The organism is Nocardioides sp. WG-D5 (assembly GCF_054031175.1).
Genome location: NZ_CM132928.1, coordinates 1,162,501 through 1,186,339, shown reverse-complemented (window position 1 = coordinate 1,186,339; position 23,839 = coordinate 1,162,501). Strand labels below are relative to the sequence as shown.

The following is a 23,839-nucleotide window of genomic DNA, read 5'->3' as shown; positions in this document are numbered from 1 at the left end:
TGGACCCGTCGAGTCGGCGCATCTGTCACAGAGCCTGGGACAGACGCGCCGACTCGGCGCTTGGGCCTGGGACAGACGCGCCGACTCGACGCGAGATGCCGGGACAGTTGCGCCGACTCGACGCGCGATGCCGGGACAGTTGCGCCGACTCGGCGGGGTCAGGGGCGGCCGAGGGTGGAGGCGCGGGCGACGAGCTCGGGGGTGAAGACGACCTGCTCGTGCTGGTGGGCCGGATCGCCGACCTCGTCGAGGAGCAGCTCGGCGGCGCGGCGGCCGAGGTCCTGACGAGGCTGGCGTACGGAGGTGAGCGGCACGGCCGCGGCGGCGGCGAACTCGATGTCGTCGTAGCCGACGATCGCCAGGTCGCCGGGTACGGTCCGGCCGCTGGAGATCGTCTGCTGGAGCAGCCCGAGCGCGATCAGGTCGTTGGCGCAGAACGCGGCGGTGGGGCGGCGCCGGGCGGGCAGCCCGACGAGCCGTTCGCCGGCCGCGCGGCCGGCGGCGACGGTCGGCGCCTCGCAGGAGAGTGTGATCAGGTCCTCGGGCGGAAGCCCGGCCTCGGCCCAGGCCTGCCGGGCGCCCTCGCCGCGGTCACGGACCTGGCCGATCGACTCCGGCCCGCCGACGTACGCCACCCGCTTGTGGCCCGCGTCGATGAGGTGCTCCACGGCCAGTCGCCCGCCGAGGACGTCGTCGACGGCGACGGAGCAGAACGACGATCCCGCTCGGGTGCGGTCGACGATGACGACCGGGGTGCCGCGCTCGCTCAGCTGGTCGATCTGCGGATCGTCCGGGTCGACCGGAGTGATCAGGATGCCCTGGACCCGCTGCTGCTGCAGGTGGGCCAGGTGGGCGCCCTCGCGGGCCGAGCGCCCGTCGCTGTTGCACAGGAACAGCGAGAGCCCGGCCGCCTCGGCGGCCAGCTCGATGCCGCGGGCGACGTCGGTGAAGAACGGGTTGCCGGCGTCGAGCATGACGTAGGCCAGCGACTGGGTGCTGCCGGTGCGCAGCGACCGCGCGGACTCGTTGCGTACGAAGCCCAGCTCGGCCATCGCGCGCTCGACCCGCTCGCGTGTCGTGCGGCTGACCCGCTCGGGACGGTTGAGTACGTTGGACACCGTGCCGAGGGAGACGCCGGCGGTGGCCGCGACGTCCTTGACCGAGGCGCTGCGCGGTGAACCGGCAGCCGGAGTGATCGCCACCTGGGCTCCTTCCTGAAACGTTAAATCGCAGCATAGGCCGGTGAGCGGGCGCCTGGCGAGCAGGTCCGCTTCTCCTGGTTGACCGATGACGGTCAGGCTCACTAGCGTCCGGATTCTAAATCGTTTCACCGGAGGTTGCCATGGAGCGCGTCTGCTTCCAGCTGCAGGTCAAGACCGAGCGCATGGATGAGTACAAGCGGCGCCATGCCGCCGTCTGGCCCGAGATGCTCGAGGCGCTGAAGGAGACCGGGTGGCACAACTACTCGCTGTTCCTGCGCGCCGACGGGCTGCTGATCGGCTACGTCGAGACGCCGTCCATCGAGGCGGCTCAAGCGGGGATGGCCGCGACAGAGGTCAACGCTCGCTGGCAGGCCGAGATGGCGGAGTTCTTCGAGGATCTCGACGGCGTGGCGCCGGACGAGGGCTTCCTCCGGCTCGAGGAGGTCTTCCACCTCGAGGACCAGTTGGCCGGCCACTCGACGGCGACGTGAATTCGGAACAGGAGACTCATCCGTACAGCGGGGGGATTGTCTCGCGAGGTATGTCGCTTACTACCGTCAGTTCCGGGTCAAGTCGTAGACGTTCGATTGCCAAGGCGGTTCCCCCGACTCCAGCGAAGTGGGAGTCGACGTCGAAGGTGATGCACCAACTTCGGTCTGCCGGCCAAACGAAGCCCGGAGCGAATCCGCGTTCGGCACCATCATCCATCCAGGTGAGCCAGTCGCGCAGAGTCCCGTGGGCGAGCGCGTATCGGCGGATCTTGGCGATTTCGACCGGGCTTTCGACCGCAAGTTCAGGGCAGTAAGGCCATCCGTCCCACAGCAGGAAGAACAGTTCAGTGCGGTCATCAGAAGCGGTCATCAGGTCGACGATGGCAGTCACGAGATCGACGTCAGACGGGGCGGCGTCGATCTCCTCGTCATCGACGTCTGACTCCGATTGCCCGGGGTAGGTCGGGTCGGGCAGCGTCAGGACTCTGGCGTACGCCTCGAACGCGTCCGGGCCGATGAGCAGTCTCCGGGACACGGCAGCGCCGTGTACGTGTGGAACATCCTCGGTTAGCCACCGCACGTTCGAAGGATCTGCGTCGAAGCTCAGAGTCATGCGTACTCCTCAGTTCCCTGGCCGTGATCATGGCTCTCGGCGACAACCTATGTCGTCCGTCTGGTATCCGGTCTCACTGTTGGCCCACGATCCGACGACGTCGACGAGGTTTGCCGATGCGGAGACGCCGCGTTGAAACGAAGCAAGATCGGTGCCCCTCTTGACGCGAGTGACGTGCGCCACTAACGTCGGATGCGCGCTTTGAAACCTTTCAACTCGCAGATAGAGAGGCTCTCCGATGACGACGTTCGACCAGATCTCGGGCGACCTGGCCGCCCTCGAGATCGAGGTCCCCTCGTGGGCCTACGGAAACTCGGGGACCCGGTTCAAGGTCTTCGGCACCCCGGGCACGCCGCGCACCCCCGAGGAGAAGATCGCCGACGCGGCGACCGTCCACCGCTTCACCGGCCTGGCGCCGAGCGTCGCGCTGCACATCCCGTGGGACAAGGTCGACGACTACGCCGCCCTGCGCAGCCACGCCGAGGACCAGGGGATCGCGCTCGGCACGATCAACTCCAACACCTTCCAGGACGACGACTACAAGCTCGGCGCGCTCACCCATGCCGACGCCAAGATCCGGCAGAAGGCGATCGACCACCACTTCGAGTGCATCGAGGTGATGAACGCGACCGGCTCGCGCGACCTGAAGATCTGGCTCGCCGAGGGCTCCAACTACCCGGGCCAGGCCGACATGCGTGGCCGCCAGGACCGGCTCGCCGAGTCCCTCGCCACGATCTATGAGCGCCTCGGCGACGACCAGCGCCTTGTCCTCGAGTACAAGTTCTTCGAGCCGGCGTTCTACCACACCGACGTCCCGGACTGGGGCACCTCGTTCGCCCAGGTCAGCGCGCTCGGCGACCGGGCCGTCGTCTGTCTCGACACCGGCCACCACGCGCCCGGCACCAACATCGAGTTCATCGTCATGCAGCTGCTACGGCTCGGGAAGCTCGGCTCCTTCGACTTCAACAGCCGCTTCTACGCCGACGACGACCTGATCGTCGGTGCCGCCGACCCGTTCCAGCTCTTCCGGATCATCGCCGAGGTGGTTCGCGGCGGCGGCTTCAAGCCGGTGAATGAGGGCGGCGTCGCGTTCATGCTCGACCAATGCCACAACATCGAGAAGAAGATCCCGGGCCAGATCCGGTCCGTGCTCAACGTCCAGGAGATGTCCGCACGGGCACTCCTCCTCGACACCGATGCTCTCGCCCAGGCGCAGGAGGACGGCGACGTACTCCTGGCCAACGAGATCTTCATGGACGCCTTCTACACCGACGTACGCGCCGACCTCGGCGGGTGGCGTGAGGACCGTGGCCTGCCCGCGGACCCGATGCGCGCCTACCTTGCCAGCGGCTACCAGGAACAGATCGAGGCCGCCCGCGTCGGCGGCACCCAGGCCGGATGGCTGTGAACCACGAGAACGGGAAACCGATGACCACCGCAGAAGACCTGATCGCGCGCTCGAACCGTCTCGGCGCCGATCCGAAGAACACCAACTACGCCGGCGGTAACACCTCCGCCAAGGGCACCGCGACCGACCCGGTGACCGGCCAGGACGTCGAGCTCCTCTGGGTGAAGGGCTCCGGCGGCGACCTCGGCACGCTGACGGAGAGCGGCCTCGCCGTGCTCCGGCTCGACCGGATGCGCGCGCTGGTCGACGTCTACCCGGGCGTCGAGCGTGAGGACGAGATGGTCGCCGCGTTCGACTACTGCCTCCACGGCAAGGGCGGCGCGGCCCCCTCGATCGACACCGCCATGCACGGCCTCGTCGACGCCAAGCACGTCGACCACCTCCACCCCGACTCCGGCATCGCGATCGCGACGGCCGCCGACGGCGAGGCGCTGACCACCACGATCTTCGGCGACCAGGTCGTCTGGGTGCCGTGGCGCCGCCCCGGCTTCCAGCTCGGCCTCGACATCGCCGAGATCAAGGCGAAGAACCCCCACTCCGTCGGCTGCATCCTCGGTGGCCACGGCATCACCGCGTGGGGCGACACGTCCGAGGAGGCCGAGAAGAACTCGCTCTGGATCATCGACACCGCCGCCGCCTACATCGCCGAGCACAGCAAGGCCGAGCCGTTCGGTCCGGCGCTCGAGGGCTACGCGGCCCTCCCGGACCAGGAGCGGCGTACGAAGGCAGCGGCTCTCGCCCCCACGATCCGTGGCATCGCCTCGGCGGACCAACCGATGGTCGGCCACTTCGACGACTCCGAGGTGGTCCTCGACTTCCTGGCCCACGAGGCCCACCCGCGGCTGGCCGAGCTCGGCACCTCCTGCCCCGACCACTTCCTGCGCACCAAGGTCAAGCCGCTGGTCCTCGACCTCCCGGCCACCGCGACCGTCGAGGAGAGCGTCGCCCGGCTGAAGGAGCTCGCGGTGACCTACCGCGAGGACTACCAGGCCTACTACGACCGCCACGCCGACGAGAACAGCCCCGCGATCCGCGGCAAGGACCCGCTCATCGTCCTGGTCCCGGGCGTCGGCATGTTCTCCTTCGGCCGCAACAAGCAGACCGCGCGGGTGGCGGGCGAGTTCTACGTCAACGCGATCAACGTGATGCGCGGCGCCGAGGGGCTCTCGACGTACGCCCCGATCGACGAGTCGGAGAAGTTCCGGATCGAGTACTGGGCGCTCGAGGAGGCCAAGCTCCAGCGGATGCCCGCGCCGAAGCCCCTCGCCACCCGGGTCGCGCTCGTCACCGGCGCGGCCTCCGGCATCGGCAAGGCGACCGCGAAGCGGCTGGCCGCCGAGGGTGCCTGCGTCGTGATCGCCGACCTCGACCTCGCCAAGGCCGAGGCGGCGGCCGCCGAGATCGGCGGGCCGGACGTCGCCGTCGGCCTCGCCGCCGACGTCTCCGACGAGTCGGCCGTCCAGGCGATGTTCGACGCCGCGGTGCTCGCCTTCGGCGGCGTGGATCTGGTGGTCAACAACGCCGGCCTGTCGCTGTCCAAGTCGCTGCTGGAGACCACCGAGCGCGACTGGGACCTCCAGCACGACGTGATGGCCAAGGGCTCGTTCCTGGTCTCGAAGGCGGCGGCCAAGGTGCTGATCGAGCAGGAGATGGGCGGCGACATCGTCTACATCTCCTCGAAGAACTCGCTCTTCGCCGGCCCGAACAACGTCGCGTACGGCGCCGCGAAGGCCGACCAGGCCCACCAGGTCCGGCTGCTGGCGGCCGAGCTCGGCGAGCACGGCATCAAGGTCAACGGGATCAACCCCGACGGCGTCGTCCAGGGCTCCGGCATCTTCGCCGGCGGCTGGGGCGCCAAGCGCGCCGAGGTCTACGGCGTCAAGGAGGAGGAGCTCGGCAAGTTCTACGCCCAGCGCACCCTGCTCAAGCGCGAGGTGCTCCCGGAGAACATCGCCAACGCCGTCTTCGTGCTCTGCGGACCGGACCTGACGCACACGACCGGGCTGCACGTCCCCGTCGACGCCGGCGTCGCGGCCGCGTTCTTGCGATGAGCAGAAACCTCAGGGTCGCCGCGGTCGACCTGGGTGCCACCTCCGGCCGGGTGATGTCCGGCCGGATCGGTGGCGACAGGGTCGAGCTCGACGAGCTGCACCGCTTCCCCAACGCGGCGGTACGCGTCCGTGGCTCGCTCTTCTGGGACGTGCTCGGCATCCACCGTGAGGTGCTCGCCGGCATCCGCGAGGTCGCCCGGACCGGACCGCTGCACGGCATCGGGATCGACTCCTGGGCGATCGACCACGGGCTGCTCGACCAGGACGGCCAGCTCCTCGGCCAGGTCTTCAGCCACCGCGACGCCCGCGTCGAGGGGATCGCCGAGAAGGTCGTCGCCCAGCTCGGCGCGACCAGGCTCTACGCCACGACCGGCATCCAGCAGCTCCCGTTCAACACGCTCTACCAGCTCGTCGCGGCGCGGGGGACGACCGTCCTCGACTCCGCCGAGACGATGCTGCTGCTGCCGGACCTGCTCGGCTACTGGCTGACCGGCGCCATCGGCGCGGAGCGCACCAACGCCTCGACCACCCAGCTCTACGACGTCCGCCACGGCACCTGGGCGGTCGACCTGTGCCAGGAGCTCGGGCTTCCCGAAGGGATCCTCCCGCCCCTCCGGGACCCGGGCTCCCTCCTTGGCCCGCTGCTGCCCGACGTCGCCGAGGAACTGGGCGCGTCCGCGGATGTGCCCGTGGTCGCGGTGGGCTCCCACGACACCGCCTCCGCCGTCGCCGCGGTCCCTGCGGAGGCCCGCGACTTCGCCTACGTCTCCTCCGGCACTTGGTCGCTGGTCGGCCTCGAGCTCGACCGTCCGGTGCTGACCGAGCAGGCCCGGCTCGCCGACTTCACCAACGAGGTCGGCGTCGACGGCACCATCCGATTCCTCAAGAACGTGATGGGCCTGTGGGTCCTGTCCGAGTCGCTGCGCTCGTGGAGCGAGCGGGGCCACCAGGGTGCCGAGCTTCGCTCGCTGCTCGCGGCCGCGGCGGGGCTCGAGCCGCTGCGTACGGTGGTCGACATCAACGATCCGCGGCTGCTCTTCCCGAGCACCTCGGCCGACCCCATGCCGGAGCGGATCGCCGCGCTGGCCGCCGAGTCCGGCGAGGCGGTCCCGCACTCGCCGGCCGCGATCACCCGCTGCATCCTCGACAGCCTCGCCGTCGCGTACCGCCGCCACGTCCGCACCGCGGCCACCCTCGCCGGCACCTCGCCCGAGGTCGTCCACGTCGTCGGCGGCGGCTCTCAGAACGAGCTGCTCTGCCAGCTCACCGCCGACGCCTGCGGCCTGCCGGTCCTCGCCGGCCCGGTTGAGGCGGCCGCGCTCGGCAACGTCCTGATCCAGGGCAGGTCCCTCGGGGCCGACCTGCCCGACCTGCCCGCGATGCGCGACCTCGTCCGCCGCTCCTACGACGTACGCCGCTTCGAGCCGCGCGACGGCCTCGACTGGGCCGCCGCCGAGGCCCGCATCTCCTGACCTGATCGACAAGAAGGCCCCCACATGACCGACTCCCTCTCCACCGCCCGGCTCAGCCGCCGCGCGCTCTTCGGCGCCGCGGCCGCCACCCTCGGCACCGCTGCCGTCACCGGCGCGACCGGCACCATCCCCGCGCAGGCCGCCGAAGCCGCCGAGGCCGCGGCCTCCACCGGCCTCCCCGACGCCTTCACGAAGGCCTTCCGCAAGCCCGGCACCGCCACCGCCGCCGGCTTCCGCTGGTGGTGGCCGCACGGCCTCGTCGACCCCGTCGAGATCGCCCGCGAGATCGACCAGGTCGCCGACGCCGGCTTCGGCGTGCTGGAGGTCGCCGACGTCACCCACAGCCTGCGCGCCCGCAACATCGACATCGACGTCGCGACCTACGGCTGGGGGAGCGCCCCGTGGGTGGCCGGGGTGAAGGCTGCGCTCGCCCAGGCCGCGAAGCGGGGCGTACGTGTCGACGTCACGGTCGGTCCGTCCTGGCCCGCCGCGGTCCCGACGATCACGCCCGACGACGACGCGGCCTGCACCGAGCTGGTGCACGGCCAGGCGACGGTGACCGCCGGCTCGACCTACGACGCCGCCCTGCCCGAGCCCGTCGTGGAGCCGGCATCGTCGGTGACCCGCTCGGAGCTGGTCACGGTGCAGGCCCACCGCATCACCGGCTACGTACGCGACCGCAACAACAACATCACCAGCACGATCCTCGACCCGGCCTCCTACCTCGACTTGAGCGAAGAGGTCGACGGCGAGCACCTCACCTGGACCGCCCCGGCCGATCCCGCCGGCGCCACCTGGGTCCTGCTCGCCATCTGGCAGCGCGGCTCCGGCCAGGAGCCCGAGGCCGGTCCGCACACCTCGCCGCGCTCCTACGTCGTCGACCACTTCAGCCGCCGCGGCGCGCAGAAGGTGATCGACCTGTGGCAGGACCGGGTCCTCGACGGCGAGCTGCGAACCCTGCTCCGGAAGGCCGGCGGCTACCTCTTCGAGGACTCGCTGGAGATCGAGACCGAGGCGACGATCTGGACCCGAGACTTCCTCGACGAGTTCGAGGCCAGGCACGGCTACGACCTGCGGCCGTGGCTGCCGTTCGTGCTGGAGAAGGACGAGAAGTACCAGTTCTCCCTGGCCGCCGCCGACTCGTCGACCGCGGACAACCTGCGCACCAACGAGATCCGCGACGACTACAACATCGTCCTCTCCGACCTCTACCGCGACCAGCACCTGCGCCCGATGCAGGAGTTCGCGAGGTCGCTGGGCATGGGCATCCGGATCCAGCCCTACGGCCTCGAGACCGACACCATGCAGCATGCGGCGGTGGTCGACGTCCCCGAGACCGAGTCGCTCGGCTTCAAGAACCTCGACGACTACCGCGTCATGGCGGCCGGTCGCGACCTCGCCGGCCACACGGTCCTCTCCTGCGAGGCGATCTGCTACAACGGCGCCGCCTACAACACGACCTGGGGCGCCAACGGCACCAGCCCGACCGCCCAGAACCAGGCGCTGTTCACCATCAACAGCATCTTCGTCGCGGGCGTGAACCAGCTGATGATCCACGGCTTCCCCTACGCCAAGGCGCCGGAGGTGACCTGGCCCGGCTTCGCCGCCTTCTCGCCCTACTACAACAACGCGATCGGCTTCGGCGAGGCCTGGGGGCCGCGCACCCCGCAGTGGGAGCACGTCCCCGGCATCGCGGCCTACCTCGCCCGCACCCAGCTGGTGCTCCAGACCGGGACGCCGAGGTACGACGTCGCCTTCTGGCGCCACAAGGGCTGGGCGTCCACCGGCATCGGCCCGCAGTGGATCACCAACAACGGCACGAAGCTCGGCTGGTCGCACTCCTTCGTCAGCGCCTCGCTGCTCGCGCTCGACGGTGTCGACTTCGCCGACGGTCGGCTGGCGCCGGACGGCCCGGCCTACAAGGCCGTCGTCGTCGGCCCCGACAACCTGCGCGGCAACGCGTTCACGATGGACGTCGACGGCGCGAAGCGGCTGCTCGCGCTCGGCCGCAAGGGCCTGCCGATCGTGCTCATCGGCGACTGGTCGCAGGTGACACCGGCCGGCCGCGACGACGCCGCGGCGACCGCCGAGGTCCGATCGCTGATGGCCCGGATCGGCGCGCTGCCGACCACCCGCAGCGTCCCCGAGGCCGAGGTCGGCAACGCGCTGGCCGCCCTCGGTGTCGTACGCGACGTCGAGCACGCCGACTCCACGGTCATGCAGGTCCGCCGGGTCACCGGCGACATCGACCTCTACTACCTCGCCAACGCGAGGCATGCCGAGAATCGCCGGCTCAACCCGGTGCAGCAGGACGTCTGGCTGACCGCCACCGACCGCGCCGCGGTGCCGTGGCTGCTGGACGCCTGGACCGGTCGGGTCACCCGGATCGCCGGCTACGAGCGCGCCGGCGACCGGGTCCGCGTGCGGGTCGATCTCGTCCCGGGCCAGTCCACCGTGGTCGCCCTCGCGGCCCCGGGCGCGGGCGTGGCACGCTCCGTTCTCCCCGTCGCCACCGCTGGTCAGACCGTGGTGGCGCGGGGCGCCAACGTCGCGTTGCGCACCACGACCGCCGGCAGCTTCGACCTGACCGAGGCCGACGGTCGGACCGTGACCGTCACCGTCGACCGCGTCCGCGAGCCCGTCGTGCCGGCGTCGTGGCACCTCGAGGTCGAGGACTGGAGGCCGGCCAACCCGGCCGACCCGAAGGACCTGGCCACCACGAAGGAGGTCATCGCCCGCGACCTCGTGGGCCTTCAGTCCTGGTCGAAGGTCGCCGGCCTCGAGGACGTCTCCGGCGTCGGTCGCTACCGCACCACCGTCGACCTCGGCACCGACTGGACCGAGGACGACGGCGCCTTCCTGGAGCTCGGCGAGGTCAACGACACCTTCCGGATCCGCGTCAACGGCGAGCTGCTGCCGCCGTGCGACCCGATGGACCCGGTCGTCGACCTCGGCCACACGCTGGTCCCCGGCTCCAACACGATCGAGGTCGAGGTCGCCTCGACCCTGCTCAACCGGCTGCGCACCGTCACCCCGTCGGTATACGGCGTGGCGGCCAGGCAGACCTACGGGCTCGCCGGACCGGTCCGCCTCGTGCCCTATGTCAGCAGCACGCTGAGACAGGAGTGAACCGTGGCAGCCTCGGGCGGCGTACGACCTTCCACCGACCTTCCGGAGGACGAGGTGGAGGTGCTGGCGCTGTTCGCCCGGGGCTACACGATCGAGCGGATCGCGCGGGCGCTGGGCGTCTCCGAGCGCACCGTGCGGAGGCGCCTGCGGGCGGCTGCCGATGCGCTCGGCGCAGGGACGAGTGTGGAGGCGGTCGTGCGGGCCGTACGCACCGGACTCATCTGAACTGATTTGATGGCACGACAACACGAAGGAGGCTGCCGGATGCGAGTCGCGCTGATGGTCACCTGCATCAACGACGCCCTCTACCCGAGCACCGGGCAGGCCGTCGTCCGCCTCCTGCGCCGTCTCGGCGTCGAGGTGGACTTCCCGCTGGCGCAGACCTGCTGCGGGCAGCCGATGGTCAACACCGGCTATCTGGACGAGGCGGTCCCGGTGGTGCGTACGTTCGTGGACGCCTTCGCCGGCTACGACGCCGTCGTGACCCCGTCCGGGTCGTGCGCCGGCTCGGCCCGGCACCAGCACTCGATCGTCGCCCGCCGCTCCGGCGACCCGGCCCTCCAGGAGGCCGTCGCGGAGGTCGGGCCGAAGGTCTACGAGCTCTCCGAATTCCTGGTCGACGTCCTGAAAGTGACCGACGTCGGCGCCTACTACCCGCACCGGGTGACCTACCACCCGACCTGCCACTCGCTGCGGATGCTGGGCGTGGGGGACCGGCCGAGACAGCTGCTCGAGGCGGTGCGCGGGATCCGCCTCGTCGACCTGCCCGGCGCCGACCAGTGCTGCGGCTTCGGCGGCACCTTCGCGGTCAAGAACGCCGATACCTCGGTCGCGATGGGTGCCGACAAGGCTCGCCACATCCGTGAGACCGGCGCCGAGATCGTGGTCGCCGGCGACAACTCCTGCCTGACCCACATCGGCGGTGTGCTCTCCCGGCAGCGTTCGGGCGTCCGCACCGTCCACCTCGCCGAGATCCTCGCCTCGACCGAGGCGCGCTCGATCGAAGGGACTCTCCGATGAGCGGGACCTTCGTCGGCATGCCGGCCTTCCCGACGGCCGCCCGCGAGGCCCTCGCCGACTCCCAGCTGCGCCACAACCTGGCCCACGCCACCGGCACCATCCGCGCCAAGCGGGCCAAGGTCGTCGCCGAGGTGGAGGATTGGGAGGAGCTGCGCCTGACCGGTGCCGCGGTCAAGGAGCGGGCGCTGCTCGACCTCGCCACCCAGCTCGTACGTCTCGAGGAGACCCTCACCGCCAACGGCGCGACCGTCCACTGGGCCCGTGACGCCGCCGAGGCCAACGCGATCGTCGCCTCGATCGCCAAGGCGCATGCCGCCGAGGAGGTCGTGAAGGTCAAGTCGATGGTGACCCAGGAGATCGGGCTCAACGAGGCGCTCGCCGCCGACGGCATCGCGGCCTGGGAGACCGACCTGGCCGAGCTGATCGTGCAGCTCGGCGACGACCTGCCGTCGCACATCCTCGTGCCGGCCATCCACCGCAACCGGGCGGAGATCCGCGAGATCTTCCGGTCGAGGATGGCGGCCGCGGGCCGCCCTGCGCCGGAGGACCTGACCGACGAGCCGGCCGTGCTCGCGGCGGCGGCACGGGAGCACCTGCGCGAGAAGTTCCTGCGCGCCAAGGTCGGCGTCTCCGGCGCCAACTTCGCGGTGGCCGAGACCGGCACGCTCGTGGTCGTCGAGTCGGAGGGCAATGGCCGGATGTGCCTGACCCTGCCTGAGGTGCTCGTCTCGGTGGTCGGCATCGAGAAGGTCGTCTCCCGCTGGGAGGACCTCGGCCCGATGCTCCGGCTGCTGCCGCGGTCCTCGACCGGCGAGCGGATGAACCCCTACACCTCCACCTGGAGCGGCATCACCCCCGGCGACGGCCCGCAGGAGGTGCACGTCGTGCTGCTCGACAACGGTCGCACCCGGGCGCTCGCCGACGAGGTCGGCCGGCAGGCGCTGCGCTGCATCCGCTGCTCGGCCTGCCTCAACGTCTGCCCGGTCTACGAGCGCACCGGCGGCCATGCGTACGGCTCGGTCTACCCGGGCCCGATCGGCGCCATCCTCAACCCGCTGCTCAAGGGCGTCGGCCACGACGACCAGACCGACTCCCTGCCGTATGCCTCGAGCCTGTGCGGCGCCTGCTTCGAGGTCTGCCCGGTACGCATCGACATCCCCTCCGTCCTGGTCGACCTGCGCGCCCAGGTGGTCGACGCCCACCGAGGTGGCGTGCCGAAGCCGGAGGCCGCGGCGATGAAGGGCGCGGCGTACGTCCTGGGGCGCTCGCGCCGCCTCTCCGCCCTCGAGCGGCTCACCGGTCTCGGGATGCGGTTCGCGCGCCGCTTCGGCCCCACGGCCTGGACCGGCGCGCGCGACCTTCCCGAGGCGCCGGGGGAGAGCTTCCGGGCCTGGTGGCAACGTACGAACGGCGGAAAGGACGACGCATGACCGACGCACGCACCGAGATCCTCGCCCGGGTCCGCGAGGCGCTCACCGGCTCGGCGGTCGAGCCCGCCGAGACCCCGGCACCGAGTGACCTCGCGCCCGCGGCAACCCCCGAGGTCATCGACCTCTTCGCCGAGCGCGTGGCCGACTACCGTGCCGTGGTCGAGCGCTGCCGAGCCGACGAGCTCCAGGACCGCATCGCCGCCGCGCTCCCGGCCGGTCAGGTCGTCGTCCCGCCCGGCCTGTCGGTCGATGTCCCCGGCGCCGTCGTCGACGACGGCACCCTGACCGCCGCGGAGCTGGACCGGATCGCGGCCGTCGTCACCGAGGCCCGCGTCGGCATCGCCGAGACCGGCACGATCGTCCTCGACCACGCCCCTGGCCAGGGCCGCCGAGCCATCTCGCTCGTCCCCGACACCCACATCTGCCTCGTCCGCGAGGACCAGGTGGTTCCCGACGTCCCGGACGCCGTCGCACTCCTCGACCCCGCCCGCCCGCTGACCTGGATCAGCGGCCCCTCGGCCACCAGCGACATCGAGCTGGACCGTGTCGAGGGCGTCCACGGCCCCCGCACCCTCCATGTTCTGATCATCGCGTCCGATGAGCAGCTCTGACCCCGAGTCGTCGGGAACTGGCCGCTCGGCGGGTGGGATGGCCGGATGCGGCCACGAGGGTTGTGACCACCATCACGAATGCCTACGGTAGCCGTGAATCGTTTCACTGCAGGAGGTCGCTATGGCTCGTCCCGTCAAGCTCCGACCGCTGCTGGTAGCAACCAGCCTCTCCTTGGCGGCCTTCGCCACCATCCTCGTTCCGCTTGGTGCGCCTGCCGCCGCTCAGCCTGAGCGGCCAGGCAGTGCGTTCACGCAGCAGTTCGCCGCGGGTGACGCCCGTCATGGAGCGATGTTCCGCTGGTGGTGGACGTCGGCGGTCGACGCCGACGTCGCGGCGGAACAGCTGCGCGAAGTCGCCGGGGCCGGCTACAAGGGTGTCGAGATCGCCTTCGTGATGGACGGCCTCGACTACGTCGTCGACACCGATCACCACGAGTATGGCGACGATGGCTGGCGCGCGGCTGTCCGTGTGGTGCTGGCTGAGGCCAACCGCCTCGGCCTCCAGGTCGACCTGACGTTGGGCGGCCGGTGGCCCGCGGCCGTTCCTGGCCTCGATGTGTCCAGCGATGCCGCGAGCCAGGAGCTCACGACGGGTACGGCGGTCGTCGAGGCGGGTGTCCGGTTCAACCAGGCGCTGCCGCAGCCCGTGCCGCTGACCTACGAGGACCGCACCATGGAGGACGGAGAGGTGGTCACGACCACCCGCACCTCGCCGGCGTCCTACGTCGCTGCGACCGCGACACGATGCATGACCGAGTGTGGGGACGAGACGCCCGTTCTCGACCTCGAGACCGTGGTCGACCTCAGGGCGGACGTCTCCGACGGTCGTCTCGACTGGACCGCGCCGACGGAGGGCACGTGGGTCGTGACGTCGTACTGGCGCCGCGGTACGGCGCAACGGAACGATGCCCCCTTCGGCTCCTCGGTCTCACCATGGTCGGAGCCGGAATCGAGGGTGGTCGACCACTTCGGCGAGGCCGGCACACGGGCCATTCTGGCGTTCTACGGCGAGATGCTCGACGGACCGACCCGACGTCTCCTGCGTCAGAATGGTGGTTCGCTCTTCGAGGACTCCCTCGAGCTGAAGCACGCCCAGGCGTGGACACCGGGCTTCCTCGACTCCTTCGAGGAGTCGCAGGGCTATCGGCTCGAGCCCTACCTGCCCGTGCTGGCGAAGCTGGACGCCTCTGGCCCGTTCGCCGAGCCCGCCGCGCGCTATGACTGGGTATCCGGTCAGGACGACATCGCCACTCGGGTCACCCACGATGTCGAGGACACTCTCGACGACCTCTACATCACCGAGCACGTGCGCCCGATCCGGGCGTGGGCGAACCGGCTGGGACTGGACTTCCGGGCCCAGCCCTACGGTGAGGCGATCGACCTAGGCGGTGCTGCGCAGGAACTCGACGTCAGCGAGTGCGAGTCGCTCGGCTGCTCCGAGGAACAGTTCCGTGCGCTCGCCGGCGGGGTCACCGCCGCGCGGAAGACCCTGCTCAGCAGCGAGATGCTGCCCGGCGGCTTCGGCAACCTCTATGGACTCACGCCCGCGGAGATCGCTGCGCTCGCCAACAAGGAGTACTCCTTCGGCGCCAACCAGATGGTCTTTCACGGCCTGCCCTACCGCGAGCTCCCTCCGGCCGCGGATGGCTCCGACGTCGACACTTCTGCGGCCTGGCCAGGGTTCCACGCCTTCAGCGCGAGGATCGGCGAGGCCTTCGGGCCGCGCCAGCCCGCCTGGACGATGGAACCCGCGATGGGCGACTACTACGCGCGCATCCAGCAGGTGCTGCAGGCGGGCACGGCGCGCTTTGACGTCGCGGTGCTGGACGGGGACGGCGCCTTCCTCGGTGACACCGACCTGACGTACTCCTACCTGACGGCCGACAGCCTGGCGGGGCTGCCGGTCGGTCGAGGGCGGCTCGCCCCTGACGGCGCGTCCTACGGCGCGCTCGTGGTCGGCGACGAACCGATCGACCTGACGAGCGCGCGAGACATCGAGAGGATGGCCGCTGCCGGCCTGCCGGTCGTTCTCATGGCCGGCGGACCTCAGCGCGCCGCCGGGTACGCCGCCAGCGCCGAGGACGCCGCCGCAGACGACGCCGAGGTCGTCGCGGTCTTCGATCGCATCGCCGCCCTCCCCTCGGGGCTCGAGGCCGCCGACAAGAGGGCCGCCGTGGCCCTCCTGGAGCAGCATGTCGCGCCGTCGGCGGACGGACTCGCAGCCGGTGTCGAGGCGGTACGCCGAGAGTCGGGCGCCACGACCTTCACGGCACTCTTCAACCGCGGGACCTCTGACGTGTCGACGAAGGCATCGCTCCGAGCTCCGAGAGCCGCGGTTCCCTACCTGCTGGACCCGTGGTCGGGGGAGATCACCGCGATCGGCGACTACACGCGGGTCGGAGGCAGAATCGAGATCGACGTCGATCTCGCCGCTGGCGACTCGGCGCTGGTGGCGCTGGCAGGTCCGTCGTTCGCTGGGGGTGCACAGCCTGTGGCCGGTCCGGCGACGCCCATCGCAGGCGAGATCGCCCTGCCCGAGTGGTCCCTCAGCCTCGACGAGTACCTCCCCGGTGGAGCCACGGATCCGGCGCACGTCACCCGACACGTCACTCGGACCATCGACGGCGTCGAGCTCGCGCCGTGGAGTGAGATCGAGGGGATCGAGGACGCGGTGGGCGTCGTGACCTATCGCACCACCGTGACGGTGTCGAGGAAGGTCGCCGCCGTGAAGACGCTGCTCGATCTCGGCGAGGTGGCAGGCGCGTATCGGGTGAGGTTGAACGGCACGCTGCTCCCCACGCCGGACCAGCTCGACCACGAGGTCGACCTGGAGGGCGGGCTCGTCCCAGGCGTGAACACGATCGAGATCGAGGTCGCGAGCCCGCTCCTCAACCGGCTGCGGATCACACGCCCCGCCGAGTTCGGAAGCCGAACACCGACGGTCAACGGTCTGCTCGGACCGGTGGTCCTGAAGCCGTACGTGGAGCGCGACCGCTGAGCCTCGACACCGCCGCGACCCTGCGGGTGCCCCGTCCTCGGGCTCGGGGACGTACGAGATCGGGAGCAGGGAGTGCCGTGACTCCGCTAACCTGCCGCAATGCGCCGAATCGCCGCGCCGGCCGCGGTTCTCCTGCTCGGGCCGATCCTGGCCGCCTGTGGCACGAGCGAGCCGCACGAGACGGCCTGGCCCGACGGGCTGACCGCCTACGTCGACCAGACTCGGCTGCAGCGCAACACCGGTGAGGCGTTCGTACGCCTCGTCAACGACACCGGCTCCTCGATCGAGGTCTCGCGCCTCGAGGTGAGCAGCGACCGGTTCCGGGCCGGATGGAAGGGCTCGGAACCGGTCGACCCCGAGATGGACTTCGACTTCGACATGCCCCGCGGGAAGTGCGGCGAGGGCGGCGACGCCGACCTGACGATCACCTGGCGCGAGACAGGCAAGGAGGAGTGGCGCACCAGCACCGGCACCGCCGAGGACAGGTACGCCAACATCGACCGCCTCCTCGACCGCGACTGCGCCGAGCGCACCCTGACCGAGGCGGCCGAGATCACCGTGGGCGAGCCCCGGGTCGAGGGCGAGGGCAAGCAGAGCGTCTTCGTCCTCCCGGTCACGTTCGCCCCGACCGAGAAGGCCCCGGAGGTCACCTTCGACGGCTGGGAGGGCACCGTGCTCTTCCAGCTCGCCTCCGAGACGCCCACCTGGCCGCGCGCGGCGCCGCACCCGATGACCGGTGAGCCGACCACGTTGGAGCTGCGGGTCCTGCCTGCCCGGTGCGACCCGCACGCCCTGGCCGACGACAAGGTCGGCAGCCTCTTCCGGGTCCACGTCGGCGGTCCCGGCATGCCCGAGGAGGCGGCCTACTTCCTGCCGCTCAGCAAGCCGCAGAAGGCCGCGCTCTACGACTTCCTGCCCGGCCACTGCGGCTGGGAGTGAGGCAAGAGTTCACCGGTTCGTGACCTCGGGAGCCCCTATCGGGGTAGGCCAGGTAGCAGAATTACCTGCGTCCGTAACGCACACACTGGAGGATTCATGTCCGGGAAGAACCACTCCGTGCTCACCATCGTCAAGCTGCTCCTCGCAGCCCTCGTCGCCACCACCGGCCTCGTCGGTGCCGGTCTCGCCACCGCTCCGTCCGCGAGCGCCTACTACAACCCGAGCTGCACCCACAGCGGCTGTGCGGAGGCGCGCAGCTCCAACAGCACCTGGAAGTCGATGGGCTACCCCTCCACCCGCGGCTGGTACGACTGGGCCCCCACCGGAACCTGCAACTTCGCCGGCGGCACCTACAACAACTACGAGGGCGAGCTGCCTACCGGCCGCTCCTACCTCGAGTTCGACGTCACCCCGCGCGCCTGTGGCGCCGCTCGCCAGTCCTACCGGATCGTCGTCGACCGCAGCTCCGGTGCGGTGTACTTCACCCCGGACCACTACAGCACCTTCTACAAGCTGGTCTGACTCCTCGAAGGGGCCTCTGGCCTGGGCCGACACCGACGCGCTCGCCCAGGTCAGAGGCCCTTTCGTACGCCAGGTGCAACCTGAGACCCCGCTGAGACGTTCTGGACACGACGCCGAGGATCGCGTCGGGCGTGGGAGCCCGCCGTACCCTTAGTGGCGTTTGTGACCGCGGGAGGGGACAACTTGAGCTGGCAGGGCAATCCGCCTTACACACCCACGCCGAAGCCGAAGAAGAAGCGGGTGAAGAAGGTTCTGAAGGCCTTCTCCGTGCTGATTCTGGTGGGCGCGCTGATCGGCACCCTGGGTGTGATCGTGGCCTACAACGCCATCCCGATCCCCAACGCCAACGCCGCCTACGAGAAGGAGACCTCCTTCGTCTACTACCGCGGCGGCAAGGAGGAGATCGGCCGTTACATCGCCGACTCCCAGGACCGTGACTCGCTCCCCTTCGACGAGATTCCGCAGCTGATGAAGGACGCGGCGGTCGCCGCCGAGGACCGCACGTTCTGGAAGAACAGCGGCATCGACGTCAAGGGCATCGTGCGCGCGCTGGTCAACAACAACACCGGCGGCACCCAGTCCGGTGCCTCGACGATCACGCAGCAGTACGTCAAGAACCTCTACCTCACCCAGGAGCGCACCTACACCCGGAAGGTGAAGGAAGCGGTCATCTCGCTGAAGATCAGCCGGCAGAAGTCCAAGGAGGAGATCCTCGCCGGCTACCTCAACACCATCTACTTCGGCCGCGGCGCCTACGGCATCGAGGCCGCCTCGAACGCCTACTTCGGCAAGCCGGCCGCCGAGATCAACCTCCGCGAGGCCGCCGCGCTGGCCGCGATCCTCAACGACCCCAACGACCTCGACCCGAGCAACGGCGAGGAGGCGGTCACCGAGCTCGACGGCCGCTACCGCTACGTCATCAACTCGATGGTCAAGATGGGCATGGTCGACGCCGCCGAGGGGGAGAAGGCCAAGGCCGCGCTGCCGAAGTTCAAGAAGCCGCGCTCCGACAGCCGCTACGGCGGTCAGAAGGGCCACGCGCTCAAGCTGGTCCGTGACGAGCTCCTCAAGCTCAAGGACGAGCAGGGCAACCCGCTGGTCACCGAGGACGAGATCAATGGTGGCGGCCTGCGGATCACCACCACGCTGACCAAGAAGACGATGAAGACCGTGGAGGAGGCGGTCAACGACGTACGTCCGGAGGACAAGAAGGCGTACGTCGAGGGCGACGTCTCCGACGAGCTCCACGTCGGCGCGGCCACCGTCGACGTCAAGACCGGCGCCCTGCGCGGCTTCTACGGCGGCCAGGACTACCTCGACTCGCAGATCAACTGGGCCGCGAGCAGCGCCACCATGGCCGGGTCGACGATGAAGCCGTTCACCCTCGCCGCCGCGCTGAAGGCGGGTTACTCGCTCAAGGACAGCTGGAACGGCAACTCGCCGATGGAGTTCCCCGGCGGCGTGAGCATCCGGAACTCCGGCCAGAGCGCCGCCGACCCCTACGGCCACAGCTACGGCGCCAACGTCAGCAGCCTCCAGGCGATGGAGGACTCGATCAACACCGCCTTCGTGGAGATGTCCGACTCCCTGCCCAACGGCAGCAAGGACGTCTACGACATGGCCGTACGAGCCGGCATCCCGCGTGGCGACCGCAGCGACGCCAACTACCCGGGCATCCCGATGAAGTCCGGCGGCGACATGCGCCCCGACAACTTCCTGCTCACGCTGGGCAACTCGACGGTCAGCCCGATCAACATGGCCAACTCCTACGCCACGATCGCCAACGGGGGAGTGCACAACGACGTCTTCGTCGTCTCCAAGGTGGTCGACGCCGACGGCACCGTGCTCTACGAGCACGACGACTCCACCGGCCGCAGAAAGGCTATGGACGAGGACGTCGCCGCCGACACCTCCTACGCCCTCCAGCAGGTCGTCTCCAGCGGCACCGGCCAGGCCGCCAGCGCGGTGGTCCAGCCGGCCGCCGGCAAGACCGGCACCGCGACCAACGACAAGGACGAGGTCTCCTCGGCCTGGTTCGTCGGCTACACCCCACAGCTCTCCACCGCCGTCGCCTACAGCCGCGGACAGGGCAGCGGCGCCCTCGACGGCTGGCTCGACACCTTCTTCGGCGCCGACTATCCGGCCGACACCTGGGTCGAGATCATGGGCCCGCTGACCGACGGGCTCGACTACGAGGAGTTCCCCGAGCCGGCCTGGCTCGACGGCGATGCCCCCGAGGAGGGTCACGCGCCCTACGTGCCGCCGAGCCCCGACCCGACGCCGACCGAGAAGCCGTCGCCGTCGAACACGCCGTCCCCGACCCCGACGCCGACGCCCACGCCGACGCCGACCCCCACTCCGACTCCGACGCCGACCCCGACGCCGACCAAGTCGCCCGGTCCGCCGGACCCTGATCCCGACGACCCGTCGACCGAGCCCGGTCCGGTCTGACGTGGCCCCGGTCCGCATCAGATGACGTGTCAACGCTTGCTGGGGGACCTCACTTCCCGCCACCTTGCTCGACACGGTTAGATAGAGCCCGTGTCTGTGATCGCCCCCGTTGACGTCCACGATGACACCGCTCTGAAGGCCTGGTACGCCGTGGAGGCGGCATCGATGGCCTTCGACCGACCCTACGCGTCACATCGCACCTACGAGGCGCTGGCCAACTCGGTGCGGATGCCGCACGACCACGGCCGCCGGGTGCTGCTCGCCGCGAAGGAGCAGGGCGAGACGATCGGCATCGCCGAGCTCGATCTCCCCGAGGAGGAGCGCAGCCACGTCGTCGAGCTCGGGATCCACGTCCTCCCCGTGCACCGCTGGCGCGGGGTCGGCACCGAGCTGTGGCGAGCCGCCGACGACGTACGCCGCACCAACGGCCGCACCCTGACGACTGCCGAGGTGACCATCCCCCCGAAGTCCTCCCTGGCCTTCGCACGGGCGCTCGGCTTCAAGTCCGTACGCCGCGAGGACCATCTCGCCGCCGACCTCCCGCTGCCGCACAAGCCCTTCAACGTGCTCGGCTACGAGATCCTGATGTGGGAGGACCGCACCCCCGAGGACCTGCTCGCCCAGTTTGTCGGCCTGCGCAACCAGATGGGCAAGGAGATGCCCGGCAAGTCGCAGGAGGACATGGTCGCCCACACCGCCGACCGCATCCGCTCGGCGGAGAAGAGCACCGCCCGCTCCTACGACCGCATCACCGCCGCCGCCCGCGAGATCCTCACCGGCGAGCTGGTCGGCTACTCGGTCATCTTCCTCGCCCACGGCAGCGACGAGGCCATCCAGGACGACACCTTCGTCAAGTCCGCCCACCGCGGCCACAAGCTCGGCCTGGCCCTCAAGGTCGCCACCCTCGCCGCCGTCCAGCGCGACCACCCCGAACGCACCAGCATCCACACCTGGACCGACCCGTCCAACGACGTGATGCAGCGCATCAACCGGCAGTTCGGCTTCCGCAAGATCGAGCTGATGCACGAGGTCCAGCGCACCGATCGTTGGTAGGCCGTGCGGGGCTCGAACCCGCGACCCAAGGATTATGAGTCCTCTGCTCTAACCGACTGAGCTAACGGCCCGCGCAGATCCTAGCGGGCGCTGTTCGGCTCCATCGGCCGCAGCCCGTTCGACAGCACGACAGCTCCCGACCCGGCGGCCTCGAGCCCGCCGGGTTACGGCACAAGAAGCTCGCGCTAGCTGTGGACGATCTCCGCTCCGTCCGCCGCGCGCTGGACGGCCTGGCAGCCTCTCTCCGCGCCCGATCGGGACTCGTAGGCCTCTCCGGCGGCAACGACTTCGCCGTTGCCGGCCTTGAGACGAAAGCGGAACTTCCCGGCCTGGTCCTCGTACACCTCGAACTTGCCCGCCATCGGCTTGCCTCCTGTGTCGTGGTTGCCTTCAACGGTATCGACAGGAACTCAGCCGCGTCAGCCGTTCGCCTAACCTTCAACTGAACGTCAGCGGAAGTTGCCGGAGGCTTCCGGGCTCAACCCTCGGTGTCGATGAGGTATCGGCCGTCGGTGTAGACGAGCCCCAGCGTCACCGTGCCGCCGTCCTGGCGGCCGTCCTTCATCGTGTACCGATAGGTGTACGTCACCTTGAGCGGGTCGACGCTGGGGGAGACCGAGACGACGCTGGTGCTCGCGACCGAGCCCCACCAGTTGCGATAGCCGTCGATCCCGCCGCTCTTGGCCTGGAACGCCGGGGTCAGCATCGAGAACGCGCTGTCGGGGTTCGCGGGCGCGGTGGCGAGATAGTTGCGGATGAACGCGTCGACGCCCTCGGCGCTCGCGCCGGCCGTCTCGCTCGCCGAGGGGCTCTCGCTCGGGGACTGGCTCGCGGTCTCGCTGGGGCTCGGCTCCTCCGAGGGTTCCTCCGACTCCTCGTCGGCGGTGTCCTCGGTCTTCTCGCCGGTGGTCTCCTCCAGCGGCGAGGCGGAGGCGACCGGCTTCGGTTTCGCGTTCGGCTCGTCTCCGCGGTTGGCCCACAACGCCCCGCCCACCAGCAGCACCAGGGCGGCGGCCACGACGAGCGCCACCGGCCACCATCTGCGCCGGCGGGCCGCGGCCGGCTGCGACGCCACCGCGGGCAACGCGGCCTCCGTCGGCGCCGGAGCCGGCGCCGCGATCGCGCCGAGCAGCTGCGTACGCATCGCCACCGGCTCCAGCTTCTCGGCCGCGAGCCGACCCGCGAGGAAGTCGAGGACGTCCTGCGCCGACCACCGCTCGGCGGGGTCGTAGGCCATGGTGTGCTCCAGCAGCGGCGCGAGCCGGCCGGCCAGCGGCGTACGCGGCGGGTCCTCGTGCACCACTCGATACAGCGTCGCCAGCGCGTTGTCGCCGATCCCGTAGGGCGGCTCGCCCGTCAGTGCCTGGAAGAGCGTGGCGCCCAGCGACCACATGTCACTGGCCGGGGTGGCCCGCCCACCGGTGGCGATCTCAGGGGCCAGGTACGCCGGCGAGCCGGTGACCTGCCCGGTCTGGGTGGTCTGGGAGTCGACGCCACGGGCGATCCCGAAGTCGGTGAGCTTGGCACGGTCGGCACGGCCGACCACGATGTTGGCCGGCTTCACGTCCCGGTGGACGATGCCGGCGGCATGGGCGGCGCGCAGGGCGGAGGCGATCTGACCGATCAGCCTCGCGGCGTCCTCGACCGAGAGGGCTCCGTCGTCACGCACCATGTGCGCGAGGGTCTTCCCCTCGACGTACTCCATCACCAGCCAGGGATTGTCGTCGTCGCGCACCAGGTCGAAGACGGCGACCACGTTCGGGTGGACCAGTCGTGCGGCGAGCCGTGCCTCGCGTTCGACCGCGGCATCGGACACGCCGTCGAGCGCGACCAGCTGTTTGAGCGCGACCGAACGTCCCAGCACGTCGTCGGTGGCGAGCCAGACGGCCCCCATCGCTCCCCGGCCGAGCTCCCTCTCGAGCCGGTACCTCCCTGCGATCACCCAGGTCCCCTCAAATCTCAACGCGTTGGCCAGTGGTCAACTCTAGGGGGTATCGCCCACTACCCTTGCTTCCGGGACAACCCGTTCCGGGCCCCGGAAACACCATCTGAGAACGATCTGAGAAAGGCACCACGTGTCCATCGATCCCACCCTCCTCGACGACCTCGAGTGGCGAGGCCTCATCGCCGACTCGACGGACCGCGACGCGCTCCGAGAAGCGCTGGCCGGCGGGAGCGTGCGGTTCTATATCGGGTTCGACCCCACGGCGCCGAGCCTCCACATGGGCAACCTTCTCCAGATCACCATGGCGATGCGTCTGCAGCAGGCCGGCCACACTCCCTACGTCCTCGTCGGCGGCGCCACCGGCATGATCGGCGACCCGCGTGACTCGGGGGAGCGCACCCTCAACTCGCCCGAGACCGTCAAGGAATGGGTCGGCAAGGTGCGCAGCCAGATCGAGCGCTTCGTCTCCTTCGAGGGCGAGACCGCCGCGACGATGGTCAACAA

The 23,839-nt window shown here is 70.1% G+C and carries 19 protein-coding genes and 1 tRNA gene (1 of these 20 cut by a window edge); 15 read left to right on the top strand and 5 right to left on the bottom strand.

What is annotated here, in order from left to right; genetic code table 11:
• Positions 1 to 158: 158 nt before the first annotated feature.
• The gene (locus tag ACWZJV_RS05770; RefSeq protein WP_457180552.1) at positions 159 to 1,202 is read right to left on the bottom strand and encodes a LacI family DNA-binding transcriptional regulator; all 1,044 of its coding nucleotides are present in this window, start codon (positions 1,200 to 1,202) and stop codon (positions 159 to 161) included.
• A 140-nt stretch (positions 1,203 to 1,342) separates the two neighbouring features.
• On the opposite strand from ACWZJV_RS05770, the gene ACWZJV_RS05765 reads away from it, so the two are divergent.
• The gene (locus ACWZJV_RS05765; protein ID WP_457180551.1) at positions 1,343 to 1,693 is read left to right on the top strand and encodes an L-rhamnose mutarotase; all 351 of its coding nucleotides are present in this window, start codon (positions 1,343 to 1,345) and stop codon (positions 1,691 to 1,693) included.
• 16 nt (positions 1,694 to 1,709) lie between these two features.
• Here the strand turns inward: ACWZJV_RS05765 and ACWZJV_RS05760 are convergent, their stop codons facing one another.
• Positions 1,710 to 2,306, bottom strand: coding sequence for a hypothetical protein (locus ACWZJV_RS05760; RefSeq protein WP_457180550.1), 597 nt, complete (start codon positions 2,304 to 2,306; stop codon positions 1,710 to 1,712).
• Positions 2,307 to 2,544: 238 nt separating this feature from the next.
• On the opposite strand from ACWZJV_RS05760, the gene rhaI reads away from it, so the two are divergent.
• The 13 genes from rhaI (at position 2,545) to ACWZJV_RS05695 (ending at position 21,390) form a co-directional block, all read left to right on the top strand.
• Positions 2,545 to 3,714 (top strand): L-rhamnose isomerase, encoded by a 1,170-nt coding sequence (gene rhaI, locus ACWZJV_RS05755; RefSeq protein WP_457180549.1) that lies wholly within the window; start codon positions 2,545 to 2,547, stop codon positions 3,712 to 3,714.
• 20 nt (positions 3,715 to 3,734) lie between these two features.
• The gene (locus tag ACWZJV_RS05750; protein WP_457180548.1) at positions 3,735 to 5,765 is read left to right on the top strand and encodes a bifunctional aldolase/short-chain dehydrogenase; all 2,031 of its coding nucleotides are present in this window, start codon (positions 3,735 to 3,737) and stop codon (positions 5,763 to 5,765) included.
• Positions 5,762 to 7,237 (top strand): rhamnulokinase, encoded by a 1,476-nt coding sequence (locus ACWZJV_RS05745; protein WP_457180547.1) that lies wholly within the window; start codon positions 5,762 to 5,764, stop codon positions 7,235 to 7,237. Before ACWZJV_RS05750 ends, ACWZJV_RS05745 begins: the two co-directional genes overlap by 4 nt.
• Before the next feature lie 24 nt (positions 7,238 to 7,261).
• Entirely contained in the window at positions 7,262 to 10,366 is a 3,105-nt protein-coding gene (locus ACWZJV_RS05740) for a glycosyl hydrolase (RefSeq protein WP_457180546.1), read from the top strand.
• 3 nt (positions 10,367 to 10,369) lie between these two features.
• A complete protein-coding gene (locus ACWZJV_RS05735; protein ID WP_196873402.1) occupies positions 10,370 to 10,591 on the top strand; it encodes a helix-turn-helix domain-containing protein in 222 nt (73 codons plus the stop codon).
• 9 nt (positions 10,592 to 10,600) lie between these two features.
• Positions 10,601 to 11,386, top strand: coding sequence for a (Fe-S)-binding protein (locus ACWZJV_RS05730; protein ID WP_457180545.1), 786 nt, complete (start codon positions 10,601 to 10,603; stop codon positions 11,384 to 11,386).
• Positions 11,383 to 12,816, top strand: a complete 1,434-nt coding sequence (locus ACWZJV_RS05725; protein ID WP_457180544.1) for a lactate utilization protein B — start codon at positions 11,383 to 11,385, stop codon at positions 12,814 to 12,816. The genes ACWZJV_RS05730 and ACWZJV_RS05725 overlap by 4 nt, the downstream gene beginning before the upstream one ends.
• Positions 12,813 to 13,427 (top strand): LutC/YkgG family protein, encoded by a 615-nt coding sequence (locus tag ACWZJV_RS05720; RefSeq protein WP_457180543.1) that lies wholly within the window; start codon positions 12,813 to 12,815, stop codon positions 13,425 to 13,427. The genes ACWZJV_RS05725 and ACWZJV_RS05720 overlap by 4 nt, the downstream gene beginning before the upstream one ends.
• Positions 13,428 to 13,548: 121 nt before the next feature.
• Entirely contained in the window at positions 13,549 to 16,425 is a 2,877-nt protein-coding gene (locus ACWZJV_RS05715; protein ID WP_457180542.1) for a glycosyl hydrolase, read from the top strand.
• 99 nt (positions 16,426 to 16,524) lie between these two features.
• Positions 16,525 to 17,364, top strand: a complete 840-nt coding sequence (locus ACWZJV_RS05710; RefSeq protein ID WP_457180541.1) for a hypothetical protein — start codon at positions 16,525 to 16,527, stop codon at positions 17,362 to 17,364.
• A 96-nt stretch (positions 17,365 to 17,460) separates the two neighbouring features.
• The gene (locus tag ACWZJV_RS05705) at positions 17,461 to 17,886 is read left to right on the top strand and encodes a ribonuclease domain-containing protein (protein WP_457180540.1); all 426 of its coding nucleotides are present in this window, start codon (positions 17,461 to 17,463) and stop codon (positions 17,884 to 17,886) included.
• A gap of 240 nt (positions 17,887 to 18,126) precedes the next feature.
• Entirely contained in the window at positions 18,127 to 20,337 is a 2,211-nt protein-coding gene (locus tag ACWZJV_RS05700) for a transglycosylase domain-containing protein (protein ID WP_457180539.1), read from the top strand.
• A gap of 90 nt (positions 20,338 to 20,427) precedes the next feature.
• Entirely contained in the window at positions 20,428 to 21,390 is a 963-nt protein-coding gene (locus tag ACWZJV_RS05695; protein ID WP_008364213.1) for a GNAT family N-acetyltransferase, read from the top strand.
• Here ACWZJV_RS05695 and ACWZJV_RS05690 read toward each other — a convergent pair.
• From ACWZJV_RS05690 to ACWZJV_RS05680, 3 genes are all read right to left on the bottom strand, one after another.
• A tRNA-Ile gene (locus ACWZJV_RS05690) sits at positions 21,385 to 21,461 on the bottom strand. The genes ACWZJV_RS05695 and ACWZJV_RS05690 overlap by 6 nt on opposite strands.
• A 114-nt stretch (positions 21,462 to 21,575) precedes the next feature.
• Positions 21,576 to 21,752 (bottom strand): YegP family protein, encoded by a 177-nt coding sequence (locus ACWZJV_RS05685; RefSeq protein ID WP_457180538.1) that lies wholly within the window; start codon positions 21,750 to 21,752, stop codon positions 21,576 to 21,578.
• 116 nt (positions 21,753 to 21,868) lie between these two features.
• Positions 21,869 to 23,332, bottom strand: a complete 1,464-nt coding sequence (locus ACWZJV_RS05680) for a serine/threonine-protein kinase (RefSeq protein ID WP_457180537.1) — start codon at positions 23,330 to 23,332, stop codon at positions 21,869 to 21,871.
• A 133-nt stretch (positions 23,333 to 23,465) separates the two neighbouring features.
• On the opposite strand from ACWZJV_RS05680, the gene tyrS reads away from it, so the two are divergent.
• Positions 23,466 to 23,839, top strand: the start of a protein-coding gene (gene tyrS / locus ACWZJV_RS05675; protein ID WP_008364243.1) for a tyrosine--tRNA ligase. It continues 898 nt past the right edge of the window; the window shows 374 of its 1,272 coding nt (coding positions 1-374); its start codon is at positions 23,466 to 23,468; its stop codon lies beyond the right edge, outside the window.